Raw genomic sequence first — 20,546 nt, forward strand, 5'->3', positions numbered from 1 at the left:
ACATGGCAGAAATTGACCTAACCCGCCTACCAGCCCCCAAAGTCATCGAAGAACTCGACTTTGAGACCATATTTGAGCGCAAAAAAGCGAACCTCATCGCCCTCGTCCCGGCTGGCATACGTCCAACCATTGCAGCCACCTTGAAACTCGAATCAGAGCCACTGACCATCGACCTTCAACAACAGGCATATCAAGAAATCATCCTGCGACAACGTATAAACCAAGCAGCTGCAGCAACACTTTTAGCCTTCGCACAAGGAAGCGATCTTGACCACCTTGCCGCAGCCAAAGGCATAGAGCGGAAAACCATCATCGCTGCCGATCCAACCACCACCCCCCCCACAGAAGCCGTTTACGAAACCGACGATGACCTCCGCCGGCGCGTCCAGTTATATCCAGAGAAACTCGCAGCGGCAGGGCCTCGTGCAGCATATGAAGCCCATGCCCTTGATGCCGCCCCCGATATTACCGATGCCCGCGCCGTCAGAGTGTCTCCGGGAACAGTCGCTGTTTATATCCAAACATCCAGCAACCAAGGTAGACCTAGTGGCCGTACCCTTGAAACCGTCAATGCCTATCTTAGCGACGAAATCCGACGCCCACTCTGCGATACCGTAACCGTCCACGCCGGCACCCCGAAAGAAATACGCATATCCGCCCGTATTACCTATGAAGACGGCCCAGACAAAGAAATCGTCAAAGCCCGCCAGCTTCAAGACCTCAATCAAATGCTAGAGCAGCATAAAAGACTCGGCGCACAAATTGCCTTGTCCAAAATCATTGGCGCACTTGATACAGATGGCGTCAAAAAAGTAGAGCTGACAGAGCCAAGACAAGACATCCTGTGTACAGACGGCGAATTTATAAAAATTACAGAAACCATTCTGACAGAAGCCTAAGCCATGCCGACAGTCATCCCAACCAACAACACCGACCTCCTGCAAGCCCTTGCACGCCTGACATCGCAAGAACTGGCAACTGTCTTCGACCTCACAGTCATTACCAAAAGCCGCATTCCCGACAGTTGCCCTCCAGAATTCATACCATGGCTTGCATGGGAACGCTCCATAGGCAGTGACGAAGGCTGGAATATTACCGACACCGAAATCGCACGCCGAAAACTGATAGAAAACTATATTCAAAAGCATCAGCACAAAGGGACACCATCCGTCATCCGGCGCCTTTTCCGTGACCTAGGATACGGAGAAATACAAATCATCGAAAATACCGCCAATCTTTACTGGAACGGAAACGCCGTCTTTGACGGCACACACCTATTCGGAGGCAGCAATGGAGAATGGGCGAAATACAGCATTAAATTAAGCCGCCCGGTTACCAATAATGAAGCCCAAAAGCTTCGAGAATGGTTGGAACGAATTGTCCCTCTCCGTTGCGAACTGCACAGCCTCGACTACCGGGACCACCCTATCTATTGGAACGGAGAAATCACATTCGACGGTAGTTACAACTTCGGCATAGCCTGACCCTAAAGGATAAAAAATGGCCAACGCAAAAGAACTCAACCAATACACCCAAAACGTCCGCCTCATCGAACCAGGCGACCGCGTTATAGGCGGTACTGATGCCCCAATCAATCAACCCCTGCAAGCGCTAGCTAACCGCACCTTATACCTTAAAACCCAAGTCGAATCCAAGATTGGCAATAAAGGTACGCAAGTTATAGAAGGCCAGCTCAATATTCAAACCAACGCATGGGAAAAAATCCGTTTTACCAATGGCGACGGCAGCTACTGGCGTTTTGAGACCGCCCCCGTATCTGAAGGAGAAAACGGCGCACGCTTCAATTATGTTTTTACATCGGGAAGTCGAGAAATCGGGCGCGTACACTTCCCGCGCGTATCCGGATCGGAAAGCGTCGCCTATCAAAGTTGGGTCGAAGCCAATGCCGCCCGACTTGCTACTGACAAAATGAATGTCGCCACCACCAACTACTATGCAGACCAGTCCGGAGGCTATACCAAAAGCGGATTTTACCGATCCAATGGCCGTCAGCTTGACGGAAATACCCTGCCAACAATGGAAATCCACATTGCCCATCCGGAAGTAGTGAACGGCGCACACGCCCGCGGCATCGGCTTCTCATACGGCTCGTCGTCCAATCCGTATCATCTCGTTACCTCTGCTTGGGATGCCAACGGTCGTTATATCGGCATGAGAACCGTCTTAACCGAAGAAAACGGCGTCATGCTATCAAGTGACCAAACCGTCGGCGGTATCAAAACCTTTACATCAAAAGCCGTATTTAATGCGGGATTGTCCGTATCCGGCAATGGAAAATCTGCCGATATCCATACCGGTCCCCAAGATATTTATTTGCGTAATTCCAAGAGCAGAAAATATCTGCAACTTAAAGACGACGGCACATTGACATACAGTGATGTCAAAATCGCCCTTATGTCCGACAAATCAGATGCCGTAAATCTGGACAGTACCGACAATCTTGCCACATCCAAAGCCGTCAAAACCGCCTACGACAACAGTATCCGACGCGGAGGCGCAGTAGGTTTGGGCGGGCAGAATCATCAAATTGCCATCGGTTGGGACACGCCCGGACTGATTGCGCGTGTCGATAACAACGTGATGAATGTAGGCGTCCCCGTTGGTGCCGTCGCCTACTTTGCCCAAGATGTCCCACCATTTGGATGGTTAAAAGCAAACGGCGCGGCAGTATCCCGTACCATCTATGCCAACCTGTTCGCCGCCATCGGCGAACGTTACGGCCGTGGTGACGGACGCACCACTTTCAACTTGCCCGACTTACGCGGCGAATTTATCCGATCATGGGATGACGGCAGAGCAATTGATAGAAATCGTGTCTTAGGCTCATGGCAGGCGGATGAGTTCCGCAGCCACAGCCACGGCATCGGCGTCAACCGCATGTCCGATACCGACAGGGGTAGCAATCCGTCAACCGTATCGGTTGACACTGTCGGCCAAACCGACCCGGCTGGCGGCATTGAAACCCGTCCTAGAAATATCGCCCTGCTGGCATGCATCAAGGCATAAACCGTTTAGAAAGGTAAAAAAATGACCCAAAACATCCAATGGACAAAACCCGTTTGCCAACTTGACGCCGACCATCTCTACATCGGCCAAACCACAGCCGATCTGGACATCATGGCACGCGACGGCAGCTATCTGATTCCCGCCGGTTGCATCGACACCGACCCGCCTCAAATCAGCGCAGGCAAAGCCGCCCGCTGGAACGGCGAAGGCTGGGACGTCATCGAAGACCATCGTGGCAAAACTGCCTACCGAAAAACTGATCGCACAGCCGTTATCATCGACCAAATCGGCAGCCTTTCAGACGACCTGACATTTTTAAAACCTTCCTCACGGTTTGACGAATGGGATGGAGAAAAATGGATGGAAAACCAAGACAAAAAAGCACAAATTGAAGCCGAATTTCTAAACGCGTCCAAGGCTGCTTTAATCCGCGCCATCAACCGTCAAGCCCAAAACATTGTTGCCCAAAAATCAGGCATGGACGACCTCCCCGCCTTTGAAGTGCAGAGCTGGCCTATCCAAGCTGCCGAAGCCCGCGCATGGTCGGTAGATAAAAGCGCGGCCACACCCGTTTTAGATCAAATTGCCCAATCGCGCGGAATAGAAGCAGACAAACTCAAAGCCGCCGCCCTGCGCAAAACCGTTGCCTATGAGTCCCTCTGCGCTACCGTTGCAGGCAAACGCCAAGCCATCGAGAAACAAATCGAAGCCGCCCAAAACTTAGACGAACTCAACGTCATCAACACCGAAATCAATATCTGATTTACAAGGCCGTCTGAAAATGAAATCAAACATCAAAGCCTACTTCAAGAATCTTGCCATTGCTGCCGACCAAACAATTAATGCCGTATTTGGCGGCTACCCGGACGAGACCCTGTCCAGCCGCCTCTACCGCAAAGATGTCGAAGCAAACAAGAGTCACTGGACAGCCATCCGAAAAGCAGTTGACGCACTATTTTTCTGGCAGAAGAGCCACTGCCGAGCCGCCTATTTTCGCGAAAAACATAAAGCCCACTTCCCTGAAAGTCTCAAATGACCATCCAGACAAAAAACCTGACCTTATACAAAGGCGATACCCGTATTTTCAGAATCGGCTTTGACGGTGGAGGCCTGCCATTCGAGCCTAAATCCGCGCAATGGGCAATGACCGTACGCGGGCAGACAGGCGAAGAGCTGCGCCCTCAAATCAGTGTCAGCGGACAAGAAATAATTATTACTTTCCCCGCCCACTTGACTCAAAACATCGCATGGACATTAGGCCAATACGACCTACGCGCCGTTTTTGGGGGCATCGTCTGTACCGTCCTGCGCGGAGAAATCTACATTGCACCCTCCATTACCAACGTCAGCGGCATTATCGGCGAGAGTACCGAACCCATCCGCGTCAGCATCATGGAGCAGGGGCTAGTCGTCGTATCTCCTGCCGAAGGCACACCAACCGCCGGCGTATCTCCTGAAAAAATACGGGAAATCGTAAAAGAGGTCATTAAAGAAACACAAAACGGCAACGGCAACGGCACGGAACACATACCGTCCACGCGACCTGAACAACCGGTTGCCCCTACTCCGAATCCAGCTGCATCCACTGACCTGACCGACGAAACACTGGCAGAAGTGTATAAAAAATTAGGAAATAAATAATGACATCAAAATTAGATCAAGCCGTATTAGCAATTACCGATGCAGTAGTGGCAGCAAAAGAAGAATCCGCAAAAGCCAAAAAACTTGCAGAAAATCCAAACGTGACCGCCTCTCTTGACGAAGAAGGCCGTCTGAAACTAAACGACAATACGTCCGACATCCACCTCATTACACCCGCCAAAGTATCAGAAGCAGTAGGCAATGCCTTTGCCGATGTCAAAACACCATCACTGATTATTACCGAGCAGGCCAAGTTCGAGGGCGAACAAATCGAGGCTGCCGCCAAGATTGCCATTGAAAAAGGTAAGTTCTATATCGAGGACGCCTTGACACCCGAACTGCGTAAAAAAGTTTACGACGGTTGGTACAAAAACAATCCTTCTAAAGAAGACGCATTGAATATTGTCCGTCTGATTCAGGCATGGTACGACCGTCTGCCGTCTAACGTCTTTATTTCTTCGCGCGGCGGCTTTTTCCCGGTAACGAAGAACACAGGTTACAAGCCGGAATACTACGGCGCGGACGGACGGCAAATTTCCGTCGGCGGCATGATGCTGACAGTCAACGGCCAACAGCCGTGTATTACCTTTCATCATTCCGTTTTTAATGTGTACGACTTCTCGTTGGCAGAATTTTGCGTGGAAGAAATGGGGCAGGACGTGTTCCACTTGTGCGGCAAATCCGAGGGCAACACCATTCTGCACGGCGGCAAAATTACCACCCGTGCCTATAAAGACTATGGCTATACATCGGGCATGGCCGACCCTGACAAACGCTGGATTCCGCATATCGACGGCTGGACGCGCGAAAAACCGCACATCGGCACGGGTATGGCGCTGAAAGGTACGGCGGAGGCAGGTTTCAATACCACCACACTGTCCCACGATGTTGCCCGTTACATGAACAATTCGGCTGATACATCAGGCGTACAACAACCTGAAGGATATACACGCGAAAAAATCCGCCAACTGCACATTGACGAATCGAGCCAACGCTACCGCAGCGTCGGCGGCTACTGGAATTCAGACGGCCTGTCGCAATTCCCTCAAGATGACGGCACGGTTGCGCCCACATTCGGCCTCTGGCGCGGTGGTCAGGTATGGAGTCGCGGTTACGGTTGGCGACTGTTCGACTGCAGAGGCACAGAAATCCGCTACTTCGACGTACGGGGATTCACTGGCGGCGCAGTGATTGCAGGTTTACATGGTTCTCCGTCCGGAGAGGATGTAGGCGGAGGCGAAGTCGCCAAGGCCTACGAAAAAGGCATGGTTGCCGTCAACACCCGAATCACGGGCGGATACTTTACCCACAACTATACCTGCGGGGTGGAAGCAGTCCGCGTATCAGGCTACGAACTTTGCGGCATCTTCGCACCTGATTCTGTAGTCGGACACCCCGATGCGCATCTGGAACATGTGCGTGGCTGGAATAATTCCATCGTCAGCCTTGATCCGGGTTATCAGCAATGTACATCCCGATACCTGCCAATGGACAACCTATTCATTCACGACAACGTGTTCGGTTTTGGCAAGCGCAAGGTAATGGATATTCATACCGGAAACAACGTCAAAATCGTAAACAACAGTGGCCGTGCCATGTACTACGGCATTTCCACCGTGATCGAAGAAGTATTTGCCGCGACGGACGGACGCGCCTCCAAAATTGCAGACCCGTACAGTTTCTATTACCAAGACAGCAATATCGAAATTACCGGGAATACCATTGTCAGCGGCAATATCGGCATTCATCCGATTAATGGTGCATTGGGAGTGCTTTCCCGCCGCAATCAGAAGAAATGGTGGCTGCGTTGCCGTCAACTGATTAACGACAATACGGTCTATGCCCCGCGCGGTTTGCAATGCAACTACGGGCATAACCACTTTTTGATTGAACGCAACCAGTTTACGTTTGCCCTGCCGTTCGGCGATTTTTACGGCATGCGCTACGTTTCAGGATTTGCTGTTACCAATGGTGGCAGCGGCTATACCACCGCCCCTAAAGTCATCATCACAGGAGGCGGTGCGGAAGCCTTCGGCGCAGAAGGCGAAGCAGTAGTGAAAGACGGTAAAGTTACCGAAATCAAGCTGCGCCGCATCGGCAGCCGCTACGACACACCGCCAACCGTAACCCTCGAAGGAGGCGGTGGTACGGGTGCGACGGCTACCGCAACCGTCAACACATCGACATACGGCATGAGCGTGGGCGCAGAAGCGCGTTACGGCACAATGTTGGCTGCACAAATCCGCGGGAACTACATTCAAAACTCCCCCGACGGCAACTTCATGCGCCAGATGATAATCGGCAAGTTGCGCGGCGCGTCCATTGTCGGCAATCACTGCGATATTACCCCGTACAAGAACGCCGAGCAGGGCAAAACCGAAGTGGGACAACCCTATACCGTTGACACAGTTAAATACCGAAACGGCCTACTAAGTGCAGGTTTCTACCCTATCGGCGAATTAGACAACTGCACCGTTGCCGAGAATTACATGCACAACCAACTGACCGATACAGTAGAAGTATGGACCGGCGCGCGTAACCATAAAAATACACAGACTACTGACTATGCCGCCACCCTGATGCAGGCGAAGCTGACAGATTTAGAGGCCGAAATCACTAAACTCAAAGCATCGACAGCAGGCAAAGCGTCAGAGACAGTCACACAGCCGACACCAGAAACGGCAGTACCAAAAGCTGATTCAGCAACACCTAAAGCAGAGCCTGAACGACCGGCACCCACTAATGAACAGCCCGCACCTGCCGCCACAGAAACATCCCTTAAATTCACATTTAACGGCCTCGAATCCAGCACAACAGAAGCCGTCAGCAGCAATAGTGAGGCTCGTCTGACGAGCGTCATCAATGCACTACGTGCAGGAGAGCCGGAAGGATGGGTAGGTGCATTTGGAGAAGAAGGCAACATCCGTTACATGAAGGCACAGGCAGGCGAAAACGGTAGAGGCCACCGCTATATCGAAAGTAGCGGAGTCAGTGCCACAACCGGTACTCCGACCACAGTCATTATGCCGTTCAAACTTGAAAAAGGAGGCACACCAGGGGCAGCATTTATCCTACTGCCGATAACAGGCGAAAGCCCCGCCGTTGGCGGCGTAACCGCCACTCATGGCGAAAACGGTTTTACTCTACGCATGCCGGAAAATGCCACAGTCGATGGCAAAGTCAACCGAGCAGGCAATACCTATTCCTACGGTGAATGGCATATAGCCGTTGTACCTTGGAATACCGCTTTCGACAAAATCCGTATTGGTACCAGCCACGTTGCCAATACAGGCCGTACAGTTCGAATCGGTGCAGGTTTTGAAATCGTACAAGGGGATGTGTCCAAAGCCACCGATAAAGGCGCGGCATTGATGACAGGATTTGGCATCGCCGCCGCTTAAGACAAACAAAGGCCGTCTGAAAACTTCAGACGGCCTAAAAATCCCACTCAAAACCTCCACCGCTTGCCACCGATAAAAAGCAAAGCAACAATCAGACCATCCCCAAAGAAACGGACAGCCACATGACCGCAAAACGCATGCACGGCGTAACAGCCAACGAATTCACACACGGCGCGCGCCATATTTCCGACATCGCCACCAACATTATCGGCATCGTTGCCACCGCAGAAGACGCTGATGACACAGTCTTTCCCGCTACCAAACCCATATTTTCAACATCCGTCTCTGCCCTGATTGATAAAGCAGGCAGCAAAGGAACCTTGGCAAAATCCCTAGACGCAATTGCAGATCAGGCAGATGCCCAAATCGTTGTAGTCCGCGTTCCCGGCTCAACCAAAGCACCGGAGCAGAAAGCAAACGTTATCGCAGGTATCAAAGCACTGGCGAAAGCTCCCGCACATACCGGTTACAAACCAAAAATCATCGGTGCGCCCGAACTTGACGACGCTGACGTAACCGCCGAGCTGGTTGTAACCGCCAACGCTCTTGAAGGCTTTGTATATGCATCCGCCGGCGGCGCAGAAAATATTACCGCCCTGACCCAATATAAGAACGGATTTGGGCAAAAAAACCTCATGCTGATTGACAACGAATTCATGACATTCGGCGCTTCCAAAACCCAAGAAACTGCCGCTACCGTTGCCCGCATCCTCGGCGCACGTGCCATGCTTGACCAAAAAATCGGTCCGCACAAATCCATTTCAAATACCGAAATTCAAGGCGTATCCGCCCTTAAATACCCACGCAGCTTCGGACTTCTGGACATCAACAGCGACGCCAATACCATCAACAACCTCAACATTACCACCCTCATCCGTGAAAACGGCTTCCGCGTTTGGGGCAACCGCACATGTTCTGCAGATCCTGCCTGGGCATTCGAACCAACAGTCCGTGTCTCTTCCGTAATTAAAGAGACCATCGCCGAAAGCTTTCTCTGGGCAATGGACAAACCAATGCACCCGAGCCTTATGATTGACATCATCAACAGCATCAATGCCAAGCTCGCCGAAAAAGTCTATCAAGGCTGGTTATTGGGTGCGCAAGTCTTCATCGACCCCAAAAAAATCGAAAAAGAACGCGTAGCCGGCGGTATCTTTGCCTTCGACTACGAATTTACCGTAGCCCCGCCTTTAGAGAATATCGAACTCAACCAACATGTATCAGACCGCTTTATCGTCAACCTGACCGACCGAGTTATCGAATTCGCATCTAACCTCAAACCTACCACCGTCTAAACTACCTTGCCTCCCAATAATTCCCCTCTCCCAACAGAGAGGGGTTAGGGATAGGTACCCCAAACACAAGTAATAAAGGACACCCAAATGCAGCTGCCACGCATCTTGAAAAGTTTTAACGTCTTTACCGACGGACTCAACAAAGACGGCGTCCTCATGACCGTCAAACGCCCGGACATCAAATTCAAAACCGAAGACTACACCCCGGGCGGCGGTATGGGCGAATTTACCGTCATTCATGGCATCGAAAAATTAGAGCTGGAGCTGACCAGCAAAGGTTTTGATCTTGAGCTGTTCAAATCCATCAGCCACAAAATCAATGGCAACCTCTTACGCTATCAAGGCGCATTGCACAAAGAAGACGAAGAAACCTACCAAACACTGGTCGGCGAAGCGCGTGGCCGAATTATCGAAACCACACGCAGCGAAGACAAAGCAGCCGAAGGTGGAGAGCAGACATTCAAATATGCCCTAACCTACTGGAAAGAAACCGTCGATGGAGAAGTCGTTTTTGAAGCAGACCTCATGGCGAACAAACTCATCATCGGCGGCAAAGACGTTCGTGCCGGCATTCGCGCCGCATTAGGCCTCTAAACACATACAACAGGAACAAGTAAATGCAAGAACCAAAAATCAAAATCAACCCCGACGATACCCTGACCGTAACCCTGACCGACGGCAAAGCCTACACTTTGCGCGAACCGCTGGCCAAAGATATGGCAGGCATGGGACAAGACCTCATCAAAATCAAACACACCGAAACTGTTCAAAAGCTCCTCTCAAAAATCAGCACCCCAAAAATTGGCATGGCGCAATATGGCGTATTAGGTATGGCAGATGTACAAGCCCTCAATGCCGCTATTGATTTTTTTTCAGCCGCACCTTCGGCGAAAGCAGAGATTCAGGAAGCCTTTGCCGATTTGGGCTATACCCATGCTTCCGATACCGAGCCGGCCAGTTCGCCGACCTTATAAAAGCAGCGCCCGACATCTGGCAGGCTGAAGAAGATGAAGACGTTCCTGCGTTTTACCCAATAGACGACGCCCTTGCCCTCTGCGCCATTACTTTCAAAGGAGGTATCGGCTGGTTCGCAGGACTAAATCTTTTTACCCTTAACCGCTGGGCTGCCAAAGCCGCCGAAATCCAACGCGCACGCCAAGGAGACGGACAATAAAAAAGGTCGTCTGAAATCAATTCAGACGACCTTTTCAATCGACAAAATAATCAAGGAAGCATCCATACCATAAGGGCAATGACGGCAACAAAAAGCCAAAATAATGCGCCATACCACCAAATGACAGAATCAACTGCATTCAAAACCGAATCTGCCAAGATCTGATTTTTCATTTTCCGTTTCATCTTAAAGCTCGAGCCATGACAGACAAGACAATTAATATTATCCTCAAAGCCGCCGACAAAGCAAGCAAAACGTTTGACAGAATTAAAAAAAGTAGTAGCGGGCTGTCGGGCGAATTGGCGAAAAACAAAAAAGAAATGCGTGATCTTGAGCGCGCCCAAACCGCACTGGTAAAAATCGGCAAGGCAGAACAATATTTCAACCGTCTGAATGAGCAAATCATCCGTAATTCTGCCGCCACAAGCCGTCTTACTGCCGAAATCGACAAAACGGGCGTTGCCACAAAAAAACAGGCGGCAGAACTCAAAAAGCTGACCCGTGAAGACGAAAGGCTGAATAACGAATACGAAAAACAATCCGCGCAGCTAAAACGCTACAAAGACCACATGGAAAAAGTCGGCGTATCCGGACAAAACCTTGAAAAAGAGCAGGCAGAGATTGCCGCCCGAATGCAAAAGACTACTGCCCAAATCGAAAAGCAGTCTACCGCCTTAGAAAAGCTGGAAAAACGGCAACAGAGTCGAATCAAGGCCGCAGCCATCGCAGGTATTGCATCGGGTGTCTCATCATGGACAAGTAGCAAGGCTGCCACCATGAGGCAAGGTGCAGGGCATGCCATCAATACAGCCATGTCCGAAGAAGATGCAATGCAGGGACTGATCCGCCAAGTCGGCAGCCTCAAAAATACAGACGGCAGCCTCAACCACGCCGAAATCGCCAAAATCCGCGCTGAAGTCCAAAAACTAAGCGGTGAATTGCCCATGGCAACGGTTGAGATCATGAATATGATGACTGCCGGCGCGAAGATGAATATCCCACGCCAAGAGCTTGCAGCCTACGTTACCGAAGCCGTCAAAGCTGCAAATGCCTTTGAAGCAGCAGACCCGGGGGCGCTTGCAGAAGAGCTGGGGCGCATTCGCCAAAACTTCAAATTATCCAAAGAAGCCGCTTCTGAACTAGTCAACGTCATGAACTACCTTGATGACAACGCACTGGTTGCAGGCGACCAGCTCATCAGCTACATGAACGAAGTATCAGGCAGCATGGGTTTGGCGAAAATGAACGAGAAGCATGTAGCGGCTCTAGGCTCCGCCCTTATATCCGCAGGTGTAGATGCTTCCACCTCTGCCAAAGCGGTTGGCAGCCTTATGACAAGGCTGGGTACCGCGCCTGATATGAAACCCGTACGGGAAGCCCTGAAAAGCATAGGTATAGACGCAAAATCCGTCCAAAAAGGCATGGTCGAAGACGCGCAAGGTACGCTTGAAAAAATCATTGCCGCCGTTCAACAAATGCCGAAAGAGCAACAAGCAGGCATTCTCAAAGGCTTGGCAGGCGGCGAATATAACCGCGTATTTGCCCAACTCATCGCCAATACAGAGCTTTGGCGCGAGCAAATACGCCTTGCCACCTCCCCGGACGCATTAGGCAGCCTCGACAAAGAGTTCGAAATTCGTGTCAACGCCATGTCGTCCAAATGGCAGATGTTCAAAAATAAGCTCTTCAATACCGAATCAGGCTTTGGGCGCAGTATGTTTTCAGGCTTAGAGTACGGCATGAATGTCATTTCAGGCTTATTGGATAAATTCAACGAATGGTCGGCAAAAAATCCAGAGGCCGCCGCCAAACTTGGAAAAATCGCATTTTATGCAACCGCAGCAATGACCGCCTTAGCAGGGCTGGCCGCAGTTATTGCCGCAGTTGCCGTCCCCTTTGCCGCCGCCCGCATTGCCTTTGGCGGATTCGGCATGAGTATTCTTAAAGTATTAGGCATTGCCCTACGTTTCATGACATTAAATCCCATAGGCCTTGCGCTGACTGCCCTAATCGGCATCATCTATCTCGTTTACACCAATTGGGATACATTGACTGCCGCCTTCATCAGAGGCTGGGAATGGATTAAAAAAACATTCGCCCAAAATCCCATCCTATACGCCCTGACCGGGCCGATTGGCGCAATCGTTGCACTGGCCACACACTGGGACCGCATCAAAAACGCCCTCATCATAGGCTGGGGATGGATAAAAAAAACATTCAGCGGCAACAACCCCATATCCTACGCCCTCTCCGCCGCCCTAGGCCCAATCGGTATCCTCATCAAAAACTTCCAAATCCTCAAAAACGTCGCTACTAGCGCATGGGAATGGATGAAAAAAGCCTTTTCCACCAAACCGACCGCACCGGGAGGCAGCGCAGCCGGTTATGGCGTAGGCGCATACATTCCCAACAAAGGATATTCCACAGGCGGTTACACAGGAGCGGGAGGTGTCAACCAAGCGGCCGGTATCGTGCATAAAGGCGAGGTTGTCTTCAATCAACAGGATGTAGCCCGCTTCGGAGGATGGCGGGTTCTGGAAAAAATCCGCAAAGCAGGCTTGGGCGCATTGCAGAGCATTATCCCCGCCGCAGCTGAAGAACCGCGCCCTTCCCTTGTCGGAGCAGTTCCCGTATCGGCAGGATTAAATCACACAAACGCAGGCGGTATGACCGTCAACATTACCATCAACGGAGGCAGCCAAAGTCCAGCCGACATCGCCCGCGAAGTTGCCCGTCAGATTAAGCAGATTGCAGACCAAGCCGCACGTCGTGCCCGTAGCGCATTTTCAGATGACTGACACCAAAAAAGGACACTACCATGCTTGCCACATTAGGATTCTTCCCCTTTCTCATCCGTACCATCCCCTTTCAAACCATCAACCGCCAAAGCGGCTGGAAGCACCCAAATCAATCCACCGTCGGCGGCGGTATTAATCCCACCCAATACCTAGGGCCGGAAACTGACACCCTGACCCTGTCAGCCGAAATGAGGCCGGAAATCACAGGGGGAGACACCTCCCTGGCCATGCTCCACCTCATGGCAGAGCGTGGAAAACCATACAACCTCATCCTCGGCACAGGTCAAATAATGGGCGCATACGTCATCACATCCATTAAAGAAGACAGAAGCCAACTCATGCACGATGGCAAAGCCCGTTCCATCAGCTTCAGCATAGAATTAAAAAAAGTATCCGACAGCCCGCTGGGACTAAAAGGCAAAGCCCTTCAGCTTGGCGTATCCATCGCCCGCAGCATTGCAGGAATCTGACATGACCGCACTTACCCAAATCAAAGACCAAGCCGTCAAAATCTTCAACACCATTACCGACACCGGCGGCAACCATCTAACCCCCGTCGCCAAGCTGTCCATCAACGGCAAGCCGTTCAATACCGACGCTCTCTCCCGCATCATCTCCATCAGCCTGACCGACAAAAGCGGCTTCGAGGCGGACGAACTGACCGTCAGCCTGTCCGACCACGACGGCAAGCTCGCCCTGCCCCCGAAGTCTGCCGAGATAACCATCGCCCTGGGCTACATCGAAACAGGCATTGTCGATAAAGGCAGCTACAAAATAACCGAAGTAAGCTGGAGCGGCGCGCCCGACACCCTGCACATCACCGCCCAATCCGCCGACACATCAGACCGATTTTCAGAGGCAAAAGAAAAAAGCTGGCACAAAACCAGCCTGAAAGAAATCATCGAATCCATTGCCGCCGCCAACGGCTACACACCAATCATCGGCAAAGCCTACCAAGACGAAAAAATCGACCACATCGACCAGAGCAACGAATCCGACGCCGCCTTCTTGTCGCGCCTTGCCGAACGCTACGACGCCATCGCAACAGTCAAACACGGCCGCCTCCTGTTTGTTTCATCAGGCGAAGCCACGACCGCCGGCGGGCAGCCGTTGCCCACAATCAGGATTACCCGCAACAGCGGTGACCAATATGCATTCAGATACAGCAATACCGAAAGCTACAACGCCGTCCGCGCCTACTACATCGACAAACAGACAGGTAAAAAGCACGAAGTCGTCATTACCGAAGACAACTACGACCCCGTCAAAAAAACCGTTACCACCACCAAAAAATACAAGACCAAGCGCAAAGACGGCAAAACCCACAAAACCACCACCAAAGAAGTAACCGAAATCAAACAGGTGGATACTGCCGGCAAAAAAATCAAAACCCTGCGCCATACCTACCAAAGCCCCAAAACCGCCGCCACCGGCGCGCGCGCCGCGTACAAAAAACTAAAACGCGGCGCAATGGAATTCGATATTTCCCTAGCCATCGGCCGCCCCGACGTCGCCCCCGAAAGCCCCGTAACCCTACAAGGATTCAAGCCCGAAATCGACGCAGAGAAATGGGTCGGAAAAGAAACCGTCCACACCCTCGACGGCAACGGACTGACGACCGCCGTCAAACTCCAAAGCCTGATCGACGTACCGATTGTCCTCTACGAAGGCGAAGTCAGCCCAAACTTTGCCGCCGCAGTTTCCAAACCCTGACCAAAACAAAAGGTCGTCTGAAAAAATCAGACGACCTTGTTTATCCATAGCCAACATCAAGACGGCACATCCTTAATCTGCTCGTCAATCAGCTTCTTCAGCTCATAGCGTTTATCATCCGCCACAATCAGGCGTGTCAATTCATCATTGGCAAACAGAAGAACCTTCATACTCTTATGCGACGTGCGTAGAGCCTCCAGCCTGACCGTAGAAGCGATTTTATGGCTGGCCGCAATAATACCAAGTTCCGCCAGACCGCTGCTGGATTCGATTTTGGACACAAACGCCAAAAAATCATTCTTATCGACAGGAGCGGAAGGACGGTTTTTTGCCTCCACAAAAATATACTTGCCGAATTTAGCTAAAAACGCATCATCAATATCATTGCGTAAAATCAAATCCACTTCCGAAGTCGCATCCGTTACCCGTTTCCGAATAAACTGAAAACCGATCTGTCCGAAAAGATTGACAAGGAAGTCCTCAAACAACACACCCTTGCGGAACGGGTCCTTTTCATTTTTGGCAGAACTGTACGCATTCAGCAACATCTTACTGTTTTCCGAAAACTCACCGTCCCGTTTTTCAAAATAACCGGCAACCGTCCGTTCCAATTCCGGCACCCATTCCGCCATCGATTTTTTCTCCGACACCGCCAACACGCTGCCAGAAGTCATCAGGTCCTGCATCGCCGTTAAAAACTCCGGCAGCCATGCCGACACGATAATAACCTTCGCCAGAGGATTGTTTTCCAAGATACGGCGGCATATTTCCAAGCCGTTGAACGGATAATCATCCATCCGCAGATCCACAATCGCCAGCGAGCAGAAGCGGTCGGCAACTGCCTGCATAATCTCATGTTCGCCGCTCAAAGGCTCGAACACATATCCATTCCCGCCCATACGCTCATTAAGCTGTTTTGCCAGCCCGTCGGCCTGAATCTTTTCATCATCGATAACAAAAATATGCTTATACATCGTCCAATCCTATAAAAGGCAGGGTAATCAGGAAACGCTTCGAATATTCCGCCCTGTCTGACGGCACACATTCAACCGTTCCCTTCAACAATTCACAAATATAACGTGCATGGTAAAGTCCGATGCCGCTACCTTCCGTAGTAGAGTATCCATAATCGAAGATTTTGTCGAGACAGATTTGCTCAACAGCTGCGCCCGTATCGTAAACCGAAAAGAAAAGCTCATGGTTTTCCTGATCGATGTCAACCGCAAACAACACCTCGCGCCGCTCGAAATCCCGCAAATGGCGGCAGGCATTAATAATCAGATTACTGAATACCTGAAGCAACGAATGAAAAGGATATTTAGTCCGCAAATCGATGTCTTCCAGCAATTCCTTCGTGAACAAAACCCCGTTTTCCTCCAGCATCGAACGAGTCAAAGCCTCCGTCGCGCCAATCAGGCTGTTGACCTTGAAAATCCCGTCCCGCCCGTGCGGCACAAGCTGCGCAAAATTGCCCATTACCTCCCGAATCATGTCCAACTGTACCCGCAGACTTTCCAAATGCCCCTCAGTAATCTCGTCCGCCCTATAGCTTGTCAAGATGACATCCATGTTTTGAATACAGTTTTTCATATCATGGCCGAGGAAATTAGACAGCGCGGCAATATGCAGATTATGAGATTCCTCTGTTGCCGCCATATTCCGTTGCAGTGTCTCGATGAGAAGCGTATTGCTGTTTACCGTTTTCTGTAAAGCATCCAATTCTTTTATGATTGCCCGCCGCCCGTTGCTCATCTTTTTTACGGGTTTACGGTATTGAGGCAGCGGAAACAAGCCTTTTGAATCCGTCATCACGCTTTCTCCCTAAAAACATCAAACAACCTTTCCAGCTTTTCCAACTGGTTCGTTTCCTCATCTGTAACCTTTCTGTCTGCTTTTGCGACATTGCGCGCATATTCCAGCACCGAATCACGCCAATCGGGGAAACGCTGATTAATAGCACGGATAGCAAAAGAAAAATCCATAGAATCCGGCACGGGCCAAGACTTCATAACGCCAAGCGAATAAGCGAGGAAATCATCGCCCATTTCCGATTTGTCCGTCAGCCATTGCGCGATATACCGCTGTTCAGACGGCGCATATCTCCCGTCGCAGTACGCGATATAAACCAACACATCCACAATCGGCTTCATCTCCCGAATAAAAAAATCCATCTGCCGTTCGGGAGCCTCTTCATACCGTTCCTGCAAACGCCGTCTGAAAAGCGAAGGTTCGACAACTTCGCCGGTTTCCAAATCCACCAGTCCCATAATCGACTGATATTTAAACGTCCTGACCATTTTCCGCTCATGGCAAAACGCCTGCACATAACCGTCTGAAAGATTGGCAACAAACTTGCGGACATCGATAACCCGTCTGCTTCCGATTCCTTCAGCATTGACATATTCAATTTCAAAACTACCGCCGACAGGCAGCAGTACAGGTTTATCTTTCATCGTAAAGCCATTCTTTTTTAACCATGTTATGAAGAGATAATTCAGACGGTGTCAGTTTCTGTTTGCCCGCGTCGTTCCGCCCGTAGACTAATATCGCGCCCGAACAAGCTGCCCAATGGAGGCGGCGTTCAAAATCAAGGTTTCGGGCAGCAGCGAGTGCGGCTTTAAAATCTTTCCGAATCAGACCGCCTAAAAATTCCTGCCCGAATTTGAGCAACAATTTTTCAGGTTTGTCTGCGGCGGTTTGGAATTCGCCTTTATTTTTGTCTGATTCAGCCCCTGCTTCCGCCTCTTCGTCATCTGTTACTGACAAATCAACCCCGTTCAGAGCGAGCGCTGATTTAATAATTTGGTTGTATCTCAAATTCCGCGTCCGCGTTACCGGTTCAATATCGACCAGTGCTAGCAGTGCCAGCACAGCATCGATATTCTCTTGCACGGTCTGCTTCAATTGAATTTGCCGTGAGTGCAGTTCTTGCAAGTCCAATTTCACACCGTCTTGCCTGTCAGCCTGTTGACCACTTTGTTTTCCCATATTGCACTTCCCTAATAAACAAAATCACTAAATATCCAAAAAAACCAACGGCCGCACCTTCCAAAACTTACCGTGAATTGAGCCGATTCACAAAATTCAAATCAAAATCCCGACAAATGCCATGCGCCGCGGACTTTGCCGCAGATGGTTAATTTTTCCAGTCCATCGCCTTCGATGGTTTCCGTTCTGTATAACGGGTTGTCGCTGATGACCAGCAGGCCGCCGCCAACGGAGGCTTGCAGGCGTTTGGCTTTTAGGCCGTCTGCGAAGGACAGGAGGTAAATGCCCTCTCCTTCGAATGAGTGGACGGAGGTATCGACGAAGAGTACGTCGCCGTCCTCGATGGTGCCTTGCATGGAATCGCCGCGTGCCGTGATGACTTGGATACGGGATAGGTTGCCGCCGAGTTTTTCGCGCGCCCATGCTTTATCGACATGGACGAAATCGACCACCTCCACTGCTTCGTTGTTGATGTAGCCGTCTCCAAGCGCGGCAACCACGTCCAACCGCTCAAAACGTATGCGGTCGTCAGCGAGGCTGTCTGAATCTTCAGACAGTACTTTTGTTTGGGAGACTTCCTGATAAGGCAAAGGGAATCCTGAAATTTTAGATATTTTTACCATCGTTTCAAAAGTTGGCTTGTTTCGTCCTTTTTCTATTGCATTAACGCTGGCTTTAGTTGAGAAGCCAAGCTCAAGTGCAAAGTCCTCTTGAGTCATCCCAGCTGCTTTTCTTGCCTCAGTAGCCCATTTTGCCAAATCGTAAGTCATAAAATTCTCCATGTTTTCAGCATTGTAAATTTTAAATAGACAAAAAACGGCTACTAAAAGTTTACTTTTCAGGTTATTTAAAATATACTTTCTCAAAATTAAGGAGATGTTATGAATTACCTAGAAAAAGCAATCAAAGCTGCTGGCGGTCAAGCAGCATTAGCCGAAAAACTTGGAAAAAAACGTTCCACTGTAAATAGTTGGGTAAAGGGTCGCAATAAAATGCCAGCTGAAATTGCAGTTGAAATTGAGAAGCTTGGGTATGGAGTTCGGCGGGAAGATTTAAGACCAGACGTATTTTTATAATTTACTTTTGAAAGACTGAATAATTTCAGACGGCATCAACCCCAACCAAGGAGTAGAAAAATGAAACATGTTGCAAATGTTATGAGAATGAATGATTGGAATACAAATCAGGAAAGCACGGTAGGGCGAATCTTTGTCAAAGGGCGCGGGAAAACCAAAAAGCACCTGATTGTATGGCTGAACGGTAACGAAGAAGTGTTTGGCGGTAACTATTACGACGCATGCGCTTCCGGACTGAGTGCCCATCCGTGGAATTTCATCCGCCCCGTCTAATATTTAACCTGAACGGTGTAACGGAGTGATGACAAAGCGGAAAGACGCTTGACCCGCCGGACAGTCGGCATCAACCCAAAAAGGAAACGTCATGTGTCAAAACTGTATTCACAAAATCGAAGGCAGACTGTCTCTCAAACAACACGTCCACGCCGAACCCTGCCCCAAAACAAGCGCGCCGGAAGAACTAGCCACTGCCGCCGTCGAGGTCAAATTTTTCGGCGAAGAGCTTGACCTGATGGAATCGGCGGCCTGCGCGGCGAATAAGTCATTGAGCGAATTTGCCGCCGAAGCTGCCTTGGAATATGCGGAAATGTATCTGCGTGCCTTTGAAGACGCATCGGCAGACCTGAAACGGAGAAATGAAAATGGCGCAGCGCAACATCAGTAAGGCGGAACACGGAAATATGCGGGTACAGATTACCTGCCCTTGCTGCGGCAGCCGCTGCAAGGTAACGGCGAGTCGGAAGATGACAGACCGCCTCCGTTATAGCTCGATTCAATGCCTGAATGCTTCGTGCGGCTGGTCGGGCGTGGCATCGACGGAAGTCATCAAAACCATTTCCCCGCCCAGCCCGCTGCATCAAAACCCCGCCTTGGTGCCACCGCAGATGACGGCAGACGAAATCATCGAACAACACGGCGGCAGCAGTCAGAGAAATTTGTTGTAAAGGGAAAGAAAAATGAACGGCGAAATCGTCCCGACGTGGAAGTCGGCACCGCAGCGGGTTCGCTTTTTTAGAACCAAAGCCCAAGCCCGCGCCATGTGGAATATCGGCAAAAAGCTGGCAAGCAGTAAAACTGAAAACGCAAAAATCATGAACGGCTTGGAGCGCGACGCGCTCTTGGAACGAAATACAGGCCGTCAGCCGTTGGCGGCTTACAACGATGCCGAAGTCGTCAGAAGTTGGCTGGTTACACCGGAGCAAAGCAAGGCTCTGGAAGATAGCCAGCGGTTGATAAAGGAAATCGCCCGACTGGGCAATATGTTGAATCAGCAAAACGTAGTGTACAGCTTGGGCTTGCCGGTTCTCCAGCTTTCCGAAGCCGCCAGACAGCTTGAAGGCATAGACGAAAAAATAGCCCGCGCGGTATATGCCGGCAGAAAAATGAAAGTAAACCCAGTTTCAGACGACCTTAAGGCTGCCTGAACCCGACCA

23 protein-coding genes are annotated in these 20,546 nt (G+C 50.6%); 18 read left to right on the forward strand and 5 right to left on the reverse strand.

From position 1 onward, the window contains the following. Positions 1–2 precede the first annotated feature (2 nt). The 13 genes from ACTHUE_RS00205 (at position 3) to ACTHUE_RS00265 (ending at position 15,049) form a co-directional block, all read left to right on the forward strand. Entirely contained in the window at positions 3–899 is an 897-nt protein-coding gene (locus tag ACTHUE_RS00205) for a baseplate assembly protein (RefSeq protein WP_150540469.1), read from the forward strand. A 3-nt stretch (positions 900–902) separates the two neighbouring features. Further along, positions 903–1,484, forward strand: a complete 582-nt coding sequence (locus tag ACTHUE_RS00210; protein ID WP_063075574.1) for a phage tail protein I — start codon at positions 903–905, stop codon at positions 1,482–1,484. Between the two features lie 16 nt (positions 1,485–1,500). Continuing rightward, entirely contained in the window at positions 1,501–3,027 is a 1,527-nt protein-coding gene (locus ACTHUE_RS00215) for a tail fiber protein (RefSeq protein ID WP_440392571.1), read from the forward strand. Between the two features lie 21 nt (positions 3,028–3,048). Continuing rightward, on the forward strand, positions 3,049–3,789 hold the full coding sequence (locus ACTHUE_RS00220; RefSeq protein ID WP_063075572.1) for a tail fiber assembly protein: 741 nt from the start codon (positions 3,049–3,051) through the stop codon (positions 3,787–3,789). A gap of 19 nt (positions 3,790–3,808) precedes the next feature. Beyond that, the gene (locus ACTHUE_RS00225) at positions 3,809–4,063 is read left to right on the forward strand and encodes a hypothetical protein (RefSeq protein ID WP_063075571.1); all 255 of its coding nucleotides are present in this window, start codon (positions 3,809–3,811) and stop codon (positions 4,061–4,063) included. After that, positions 4,060–4,668 (forward strand): hypothetical protein, encoded by a 609-nt coding sequence (locus ACTHUE_RS00230; protein WP_063075570.1) that lies wholly within the window; start codon positions 4,060–4,062, stop codon positions 4,666–4,668. Before ACTHUE_RS00225 ends, ACTHUE_RS00230 begins: the two co-directional genes overlap by 4 nt. Next, positions 4,668–8,069 (forward strand): type IV pilus assembly protein FimV, encoded by a 3,402-nt coding sequence (locus ACTHUE_RS00235; RefSeq protein WP_440392572.1) that lies wholly within the window; start codon positions 4,668–4,670, stop codon positions 8,067–8,069. Before ACTHUE_RS00230 ends, ACTHUE_RS00235 begins: the two co-directional genes overlap by 1 nt. Positions 8,070–8,191: 122 nt before the next feature. Beyond that, positions 8,192–9,364 (forward strand): phage tail sheath subtilisin-like domain-containing protein, encoded by a 1,173-nt coding sequence (locus ACTHUE_RS00240; protein ID WP_063075567.1) that lies wholly within the window; start codon positions 8,192–8,194, stop codon positions 9,362–9,364. Between the two features lie 87 nt (positions 9,365–9,451). Continuing rightward, a complete protein-coding gene (locus tag ACTHUE_RS00245) occupies positions 9,452–9,958 on the forward strand; it encodes a phage major tail tube protein (RefSeq protein ID WP_063075566.1) in 507 nt (168 codons plus the stop codon). A gap of 23 nt (positions 9,959–9,981) precedes the next feature. Continuing rightward, entirely contained in the window at positions 9,982–10,338 is a 357-nt protein-coding gene (locus tag ACTHUE_RS00250) for a hypothetical protein (RefSeq protein WP_070647002.1), read from the forward strand. A 400-nt stretch (positions 10,339–10,738) separates the two neighbouring features. After that, entirely contained in the window at positions 10,739–13,336 is a 2,598-nt protein-coding gene (locus tag ACTHUE_RS00255) for a phage tail tape measure protein (RefSeq protein WP_440392573.1), read from the forward strand. A gap of 20 nt (positions 13,337–13,356) precedes the next feature. Beyond that, positions 13,357–13,806, forward strand: coding sequence for a phage tail protein (locus ACTHUE_RS00260; protein ID WP_063075563.1), 450 nt, complete (start codon positions 13,357–13,359; stop codon positions 13,804–13,806). Between the two features lies 1 nt (position 13,807). Beyond that, entirely contained in the window at positions 13,808–15,049 is a 1,242-nt protein-coding gene (locus ACTHUE_RS00265) for a contractile injection system protein, VgrG/Pvc8 family (protein ID WP_063075562.1), read from the forward strand. A gap of 56 nt (positions 15,050–15,105) precedes the next feature. Here ACTHUE_RS00265 and ACTHUE_RS00270 read toward each other — a convergent pair whose 3' ends face one another. From ACTHUE_RS00270 to ACTHUE_RS00290, 5 genes are all read right to left on the reverse strand, one after another. Continuing rightward, positions 15,106–16,023, reverse strand: coding sequence for a response regulator (locus tag ACTHUE_RS00270; RefSeq protein WP_063075561.1), 918 nt, complete (start codon positions 16,021–16,023; stop codon positions 15,106–15,108). Further along, positions 16,016–16,858, reverse strand: coding sequence for a sensor histidine kinase (locus ACTHUE_RS00275; protein ID WP_063075560.1), 843 nt, complete (start codon positions 16,856–16,858; stop codon positions 16,016–16,018). Before ACTHUE_RS00275 ends, ACTHUE_RS00270 begins: the two co-directional genes overlap by 8 nt. Next, a complete protein-coding gene (locus ACTHUE_RS00280; RefSeq protein WP_063075559.1) occupies positions 16,858–17,502 on the reverse strand; it encodes a TerB family tellurite resistance protein in 645 nt (214 codons plus the stop codon). Before ACTHUE_RS00280 ends, ACTHUE_RS00275 begins: the two co-directional genes overlap by 1 nt. Beyond that, complete coding sequence (locus ACTHUE_RS00285) at positions 17,492–18,037, reverse strand: hypothetical protein (RefSeq protein ID WP_063075558.1); 546 nt, start codon at positions 18,035–18,037, stop codon at positions 17,492–17,494. The genes ACTHUE_RS00280 and ACTHUE_RS00285 overlap by 11 nt, the downstream gene beginning before the upstream one ends. Positions 18,038–18,138: 101 nt before the next feature. Next, complete coding sequence (locus tag ACTHUE_RS00290; protein ID WP_107792098.1) at positions 18,139–18,807, reverse strand: S24 family peptidase; 669 nt, start codon at positions 18,805–18,807, stop codon at positions 18,139–18,141. Positions 18,808–18,918: 111 nt separating this feature from the next. Between ACTHUE_RS00290 and ACTHUE_RS00295 the strand changes: the two genes are divergently transcribed. The 5 genes from ACTHUE_RS00295 (at position 18,919) to ACTHUE_RS00315 (ending at position 20,537) form a co-directional block, all read left to right on the forward strand. After that, entirely contained in the window at positions 18,919–19,113 is a 195-nt protein-coding gene (locus ACTHUE_RS00295) for a transcriptional regulator (RefSeq protein WP_063075557.1), read from the forward strand. Positions 19,114–19,173: 60 nt separating this feature from the next. Further along, on the forward strand, positions 19,174–19,386 hold the full coding sequence (locus tag ACTHUE_RS00300) for a hypothetical protein (protein ID WP_063075556.1): 213 nt from the start codon (positions 19,174–19,176) through the stop codon (positions 19,384–19,386). A 91-nt stretch (positions 19,387–19,477) separates the two neighbouring features. After that, positions 19,478–19,777 (forward strand): hypothetical protein, encoded by a 300-nt coding sequence (locus ACTHUE_RS00305; RefSeq protein ID WP_063075555.1) that lies wholly within the window; start codon positions 19,478–19,480, stop codon positions 19,775–19,777. Further along, complete coding sequence (locus ACTHUE_RS00310) at positions 19,755–20,057, forward strand: ogr/Delta-like zinc finger family protein (protein ID WP_159068341.1); 303 nt, start codon at positions 19,755–19,757, stop codon at positions 20,055–20,057. The genes ACTHUE_RS00305 and ACTHUE_RS00310 overlap by 23 nt, the downstream gene beginning before the upstream one ends. 12 nt (positions 20,058–20,069) lie before the next feature. Next, positions 20,070–20,537, forward strand: a complete 468-nt coding sequence (locus ACTHUE_RS00315) for a hypothetical protein (RefSeq protein WP_063075553.1) — start codon at positions 20,070–20,072, stop codon at positions 20,535–20,537. Positions 20,538–20,546 lie beyond the last annotated feature (9 nt).

The organism is Neisseria sp. P0021.S005, assembly GCF_051956955.1.

Coding starts and splice junctions, on each gene's coding strand:
- ACTHUE_RS00205 (WP_150540469.1), top strand. CDS start 3: ATGGCAGAAATTGACCTAACCCGCCTACCAGCCCCCAAAGTCATCGAA.
- ACTHUE_RS00210 (WP_063075574.1), top strand. CDS start 903: ATGCCGACAGTCATCCCAACCAACAACACCGACCTCCTGCAAGCCCTT.
- ACTHUE_RS00215 (WP_440392571.1), top strand. CDS start 1,501: ATGGCCAACGCAAAAGAACTCAACCAATACACCCAAAACGTCCGCCTC.
- ACTHUE_RS00220 (WP_063075572.1), top strand. CDS start 3,049: ATGACCCAAAACATCCAATGGACAAAACCCGTTTGCCAACTTGACGCC.
- ACTHUE_RS00225 (WP_063075571.1), top strand. CDS start 3,809: ATGAAATCAAACATCAAAGCCTACTTCAAGAATCTTGCCATTGCTGCC.
- ACTHUE_RS00230 (WP_063075570.1), top strand. CDS start 4,060: ATGACCATCCAGACAAAAAACCTGACCTTATACAAAGGCGATACCCGT.
- ACTHUE_RS00235 (WP_440392572.1), top strand. CDS start 4,668: ATGACATCAAAATTAGATCAAGCCGTATTAGCAATTACCGATGCAGTA.
- ACTHUE_RS00240 (WP_063075567.1), top strand. CDS start 8,192: ATGACCGCAAAACGCATGCACGGCGTAACAGCCAACGAATTCACACAC.
- ACTHUE_RS00245 (WP_063075566.1), top strand. CDS start 9,452: ATGCAGCTGCCACGCATCTTGAAAAGTTTTAACGTCTTTACCGACGGA.
- ACTHUE_RS00250 (WP_070647002.1), top strand. CDS start 9,982: ATGCAAGAACCAAAAATCAAAATCAACCCCGACGATACCCTGACCGTA.
- ACTHUE_RS00255 (WP_440392573.1), top strand. CDS start 10,739: ATGACAGACAAGACAATTAATATTATCCTCAAAGCCGCCGACAAAGCA.
- ACTHUE_RS00260 (WP_063075563.1), top strand. CDS start 13,357: ATGCTTGCCACATTAGGATTCTTCCCCTTTCTCATCCGTACCATCCCC.
- ACTHUE_RS00265 (WP_063075562.1), top strand. CDS start 13,808: ATGACCGCACTTACCCAAATCAAAGACCAAGCCGTCAAAATCTTCAAC.
- ACTHUE_RS00270 (WP_063075561.1), bottom strand. CDS start 16,023: ATGTATAAGCATATTTTTGTTATCGATGATGAAAAGATTCAGGCCGAC.
- ACTHUE_RS00275 (WP_063075560.1), bottom strand. CDS start 16,858: ATGACGGATTCAAAAGGCTTGTTTCCGCTGCCTCAATACCGTAAACCC.
- ACTHUE_RS00280 (WP_063075559.1), bottom strand. CDS start 17,502: ATGAAAGATAAACCTGTACTGCTGCCTGTCGGCGGTAGTTTTGAAATT.
- ACTHUE_RS00285 (WP_063075558.1), bottom strand. CDS start 18,037: ATGGGAAAACAAAGTGGTCAACAGGCTGACAGGCAAGACGGTGTGAAA.
- ACTHUE_RS00290 (WP_107792098.1), bottom strand. CDS start 18,807: ATGACTTACGATTTGGCAAAATGGGCTACTGAGGCAAGAAAAGCAGCT.
- ACTHUE_RS00295 (WP_063075557.1), top strand. CDS start 18,919: ATGAATTACCTAGAAAAAGCAATCAAAGCTGCTGGCGGTCAAGCAGCA.
- ACTHUE_RS00300 (WP_063075556.1), top strand. CDS start 19,174: ATGAAACATGTTGCAAATGTTATGAGAATGAATGATTGGAATACAAAT.
- ACTHUE_RS00305 (WP_063075555.1), top strand. CDS start 19,478: ATGTGTCAAAACTGTATTCACAAAATCGAAGGCAGACTGTCTCTCAAA.
- ACTHUE_RS00310 (WP_159068341.1), top strand. CDS start 19,755: ATGGCGCAGCGCAACATCAGTAAGGCGGAACACGGAAATATGCGGGTA.
- ACTHUE_RS00315 (WP_063075553.1), top strand. CDS start 20,070: ATGAACGGCGAAATCGTCCCGACGTGGAAGTCGGCACCGCAGCGGGTT.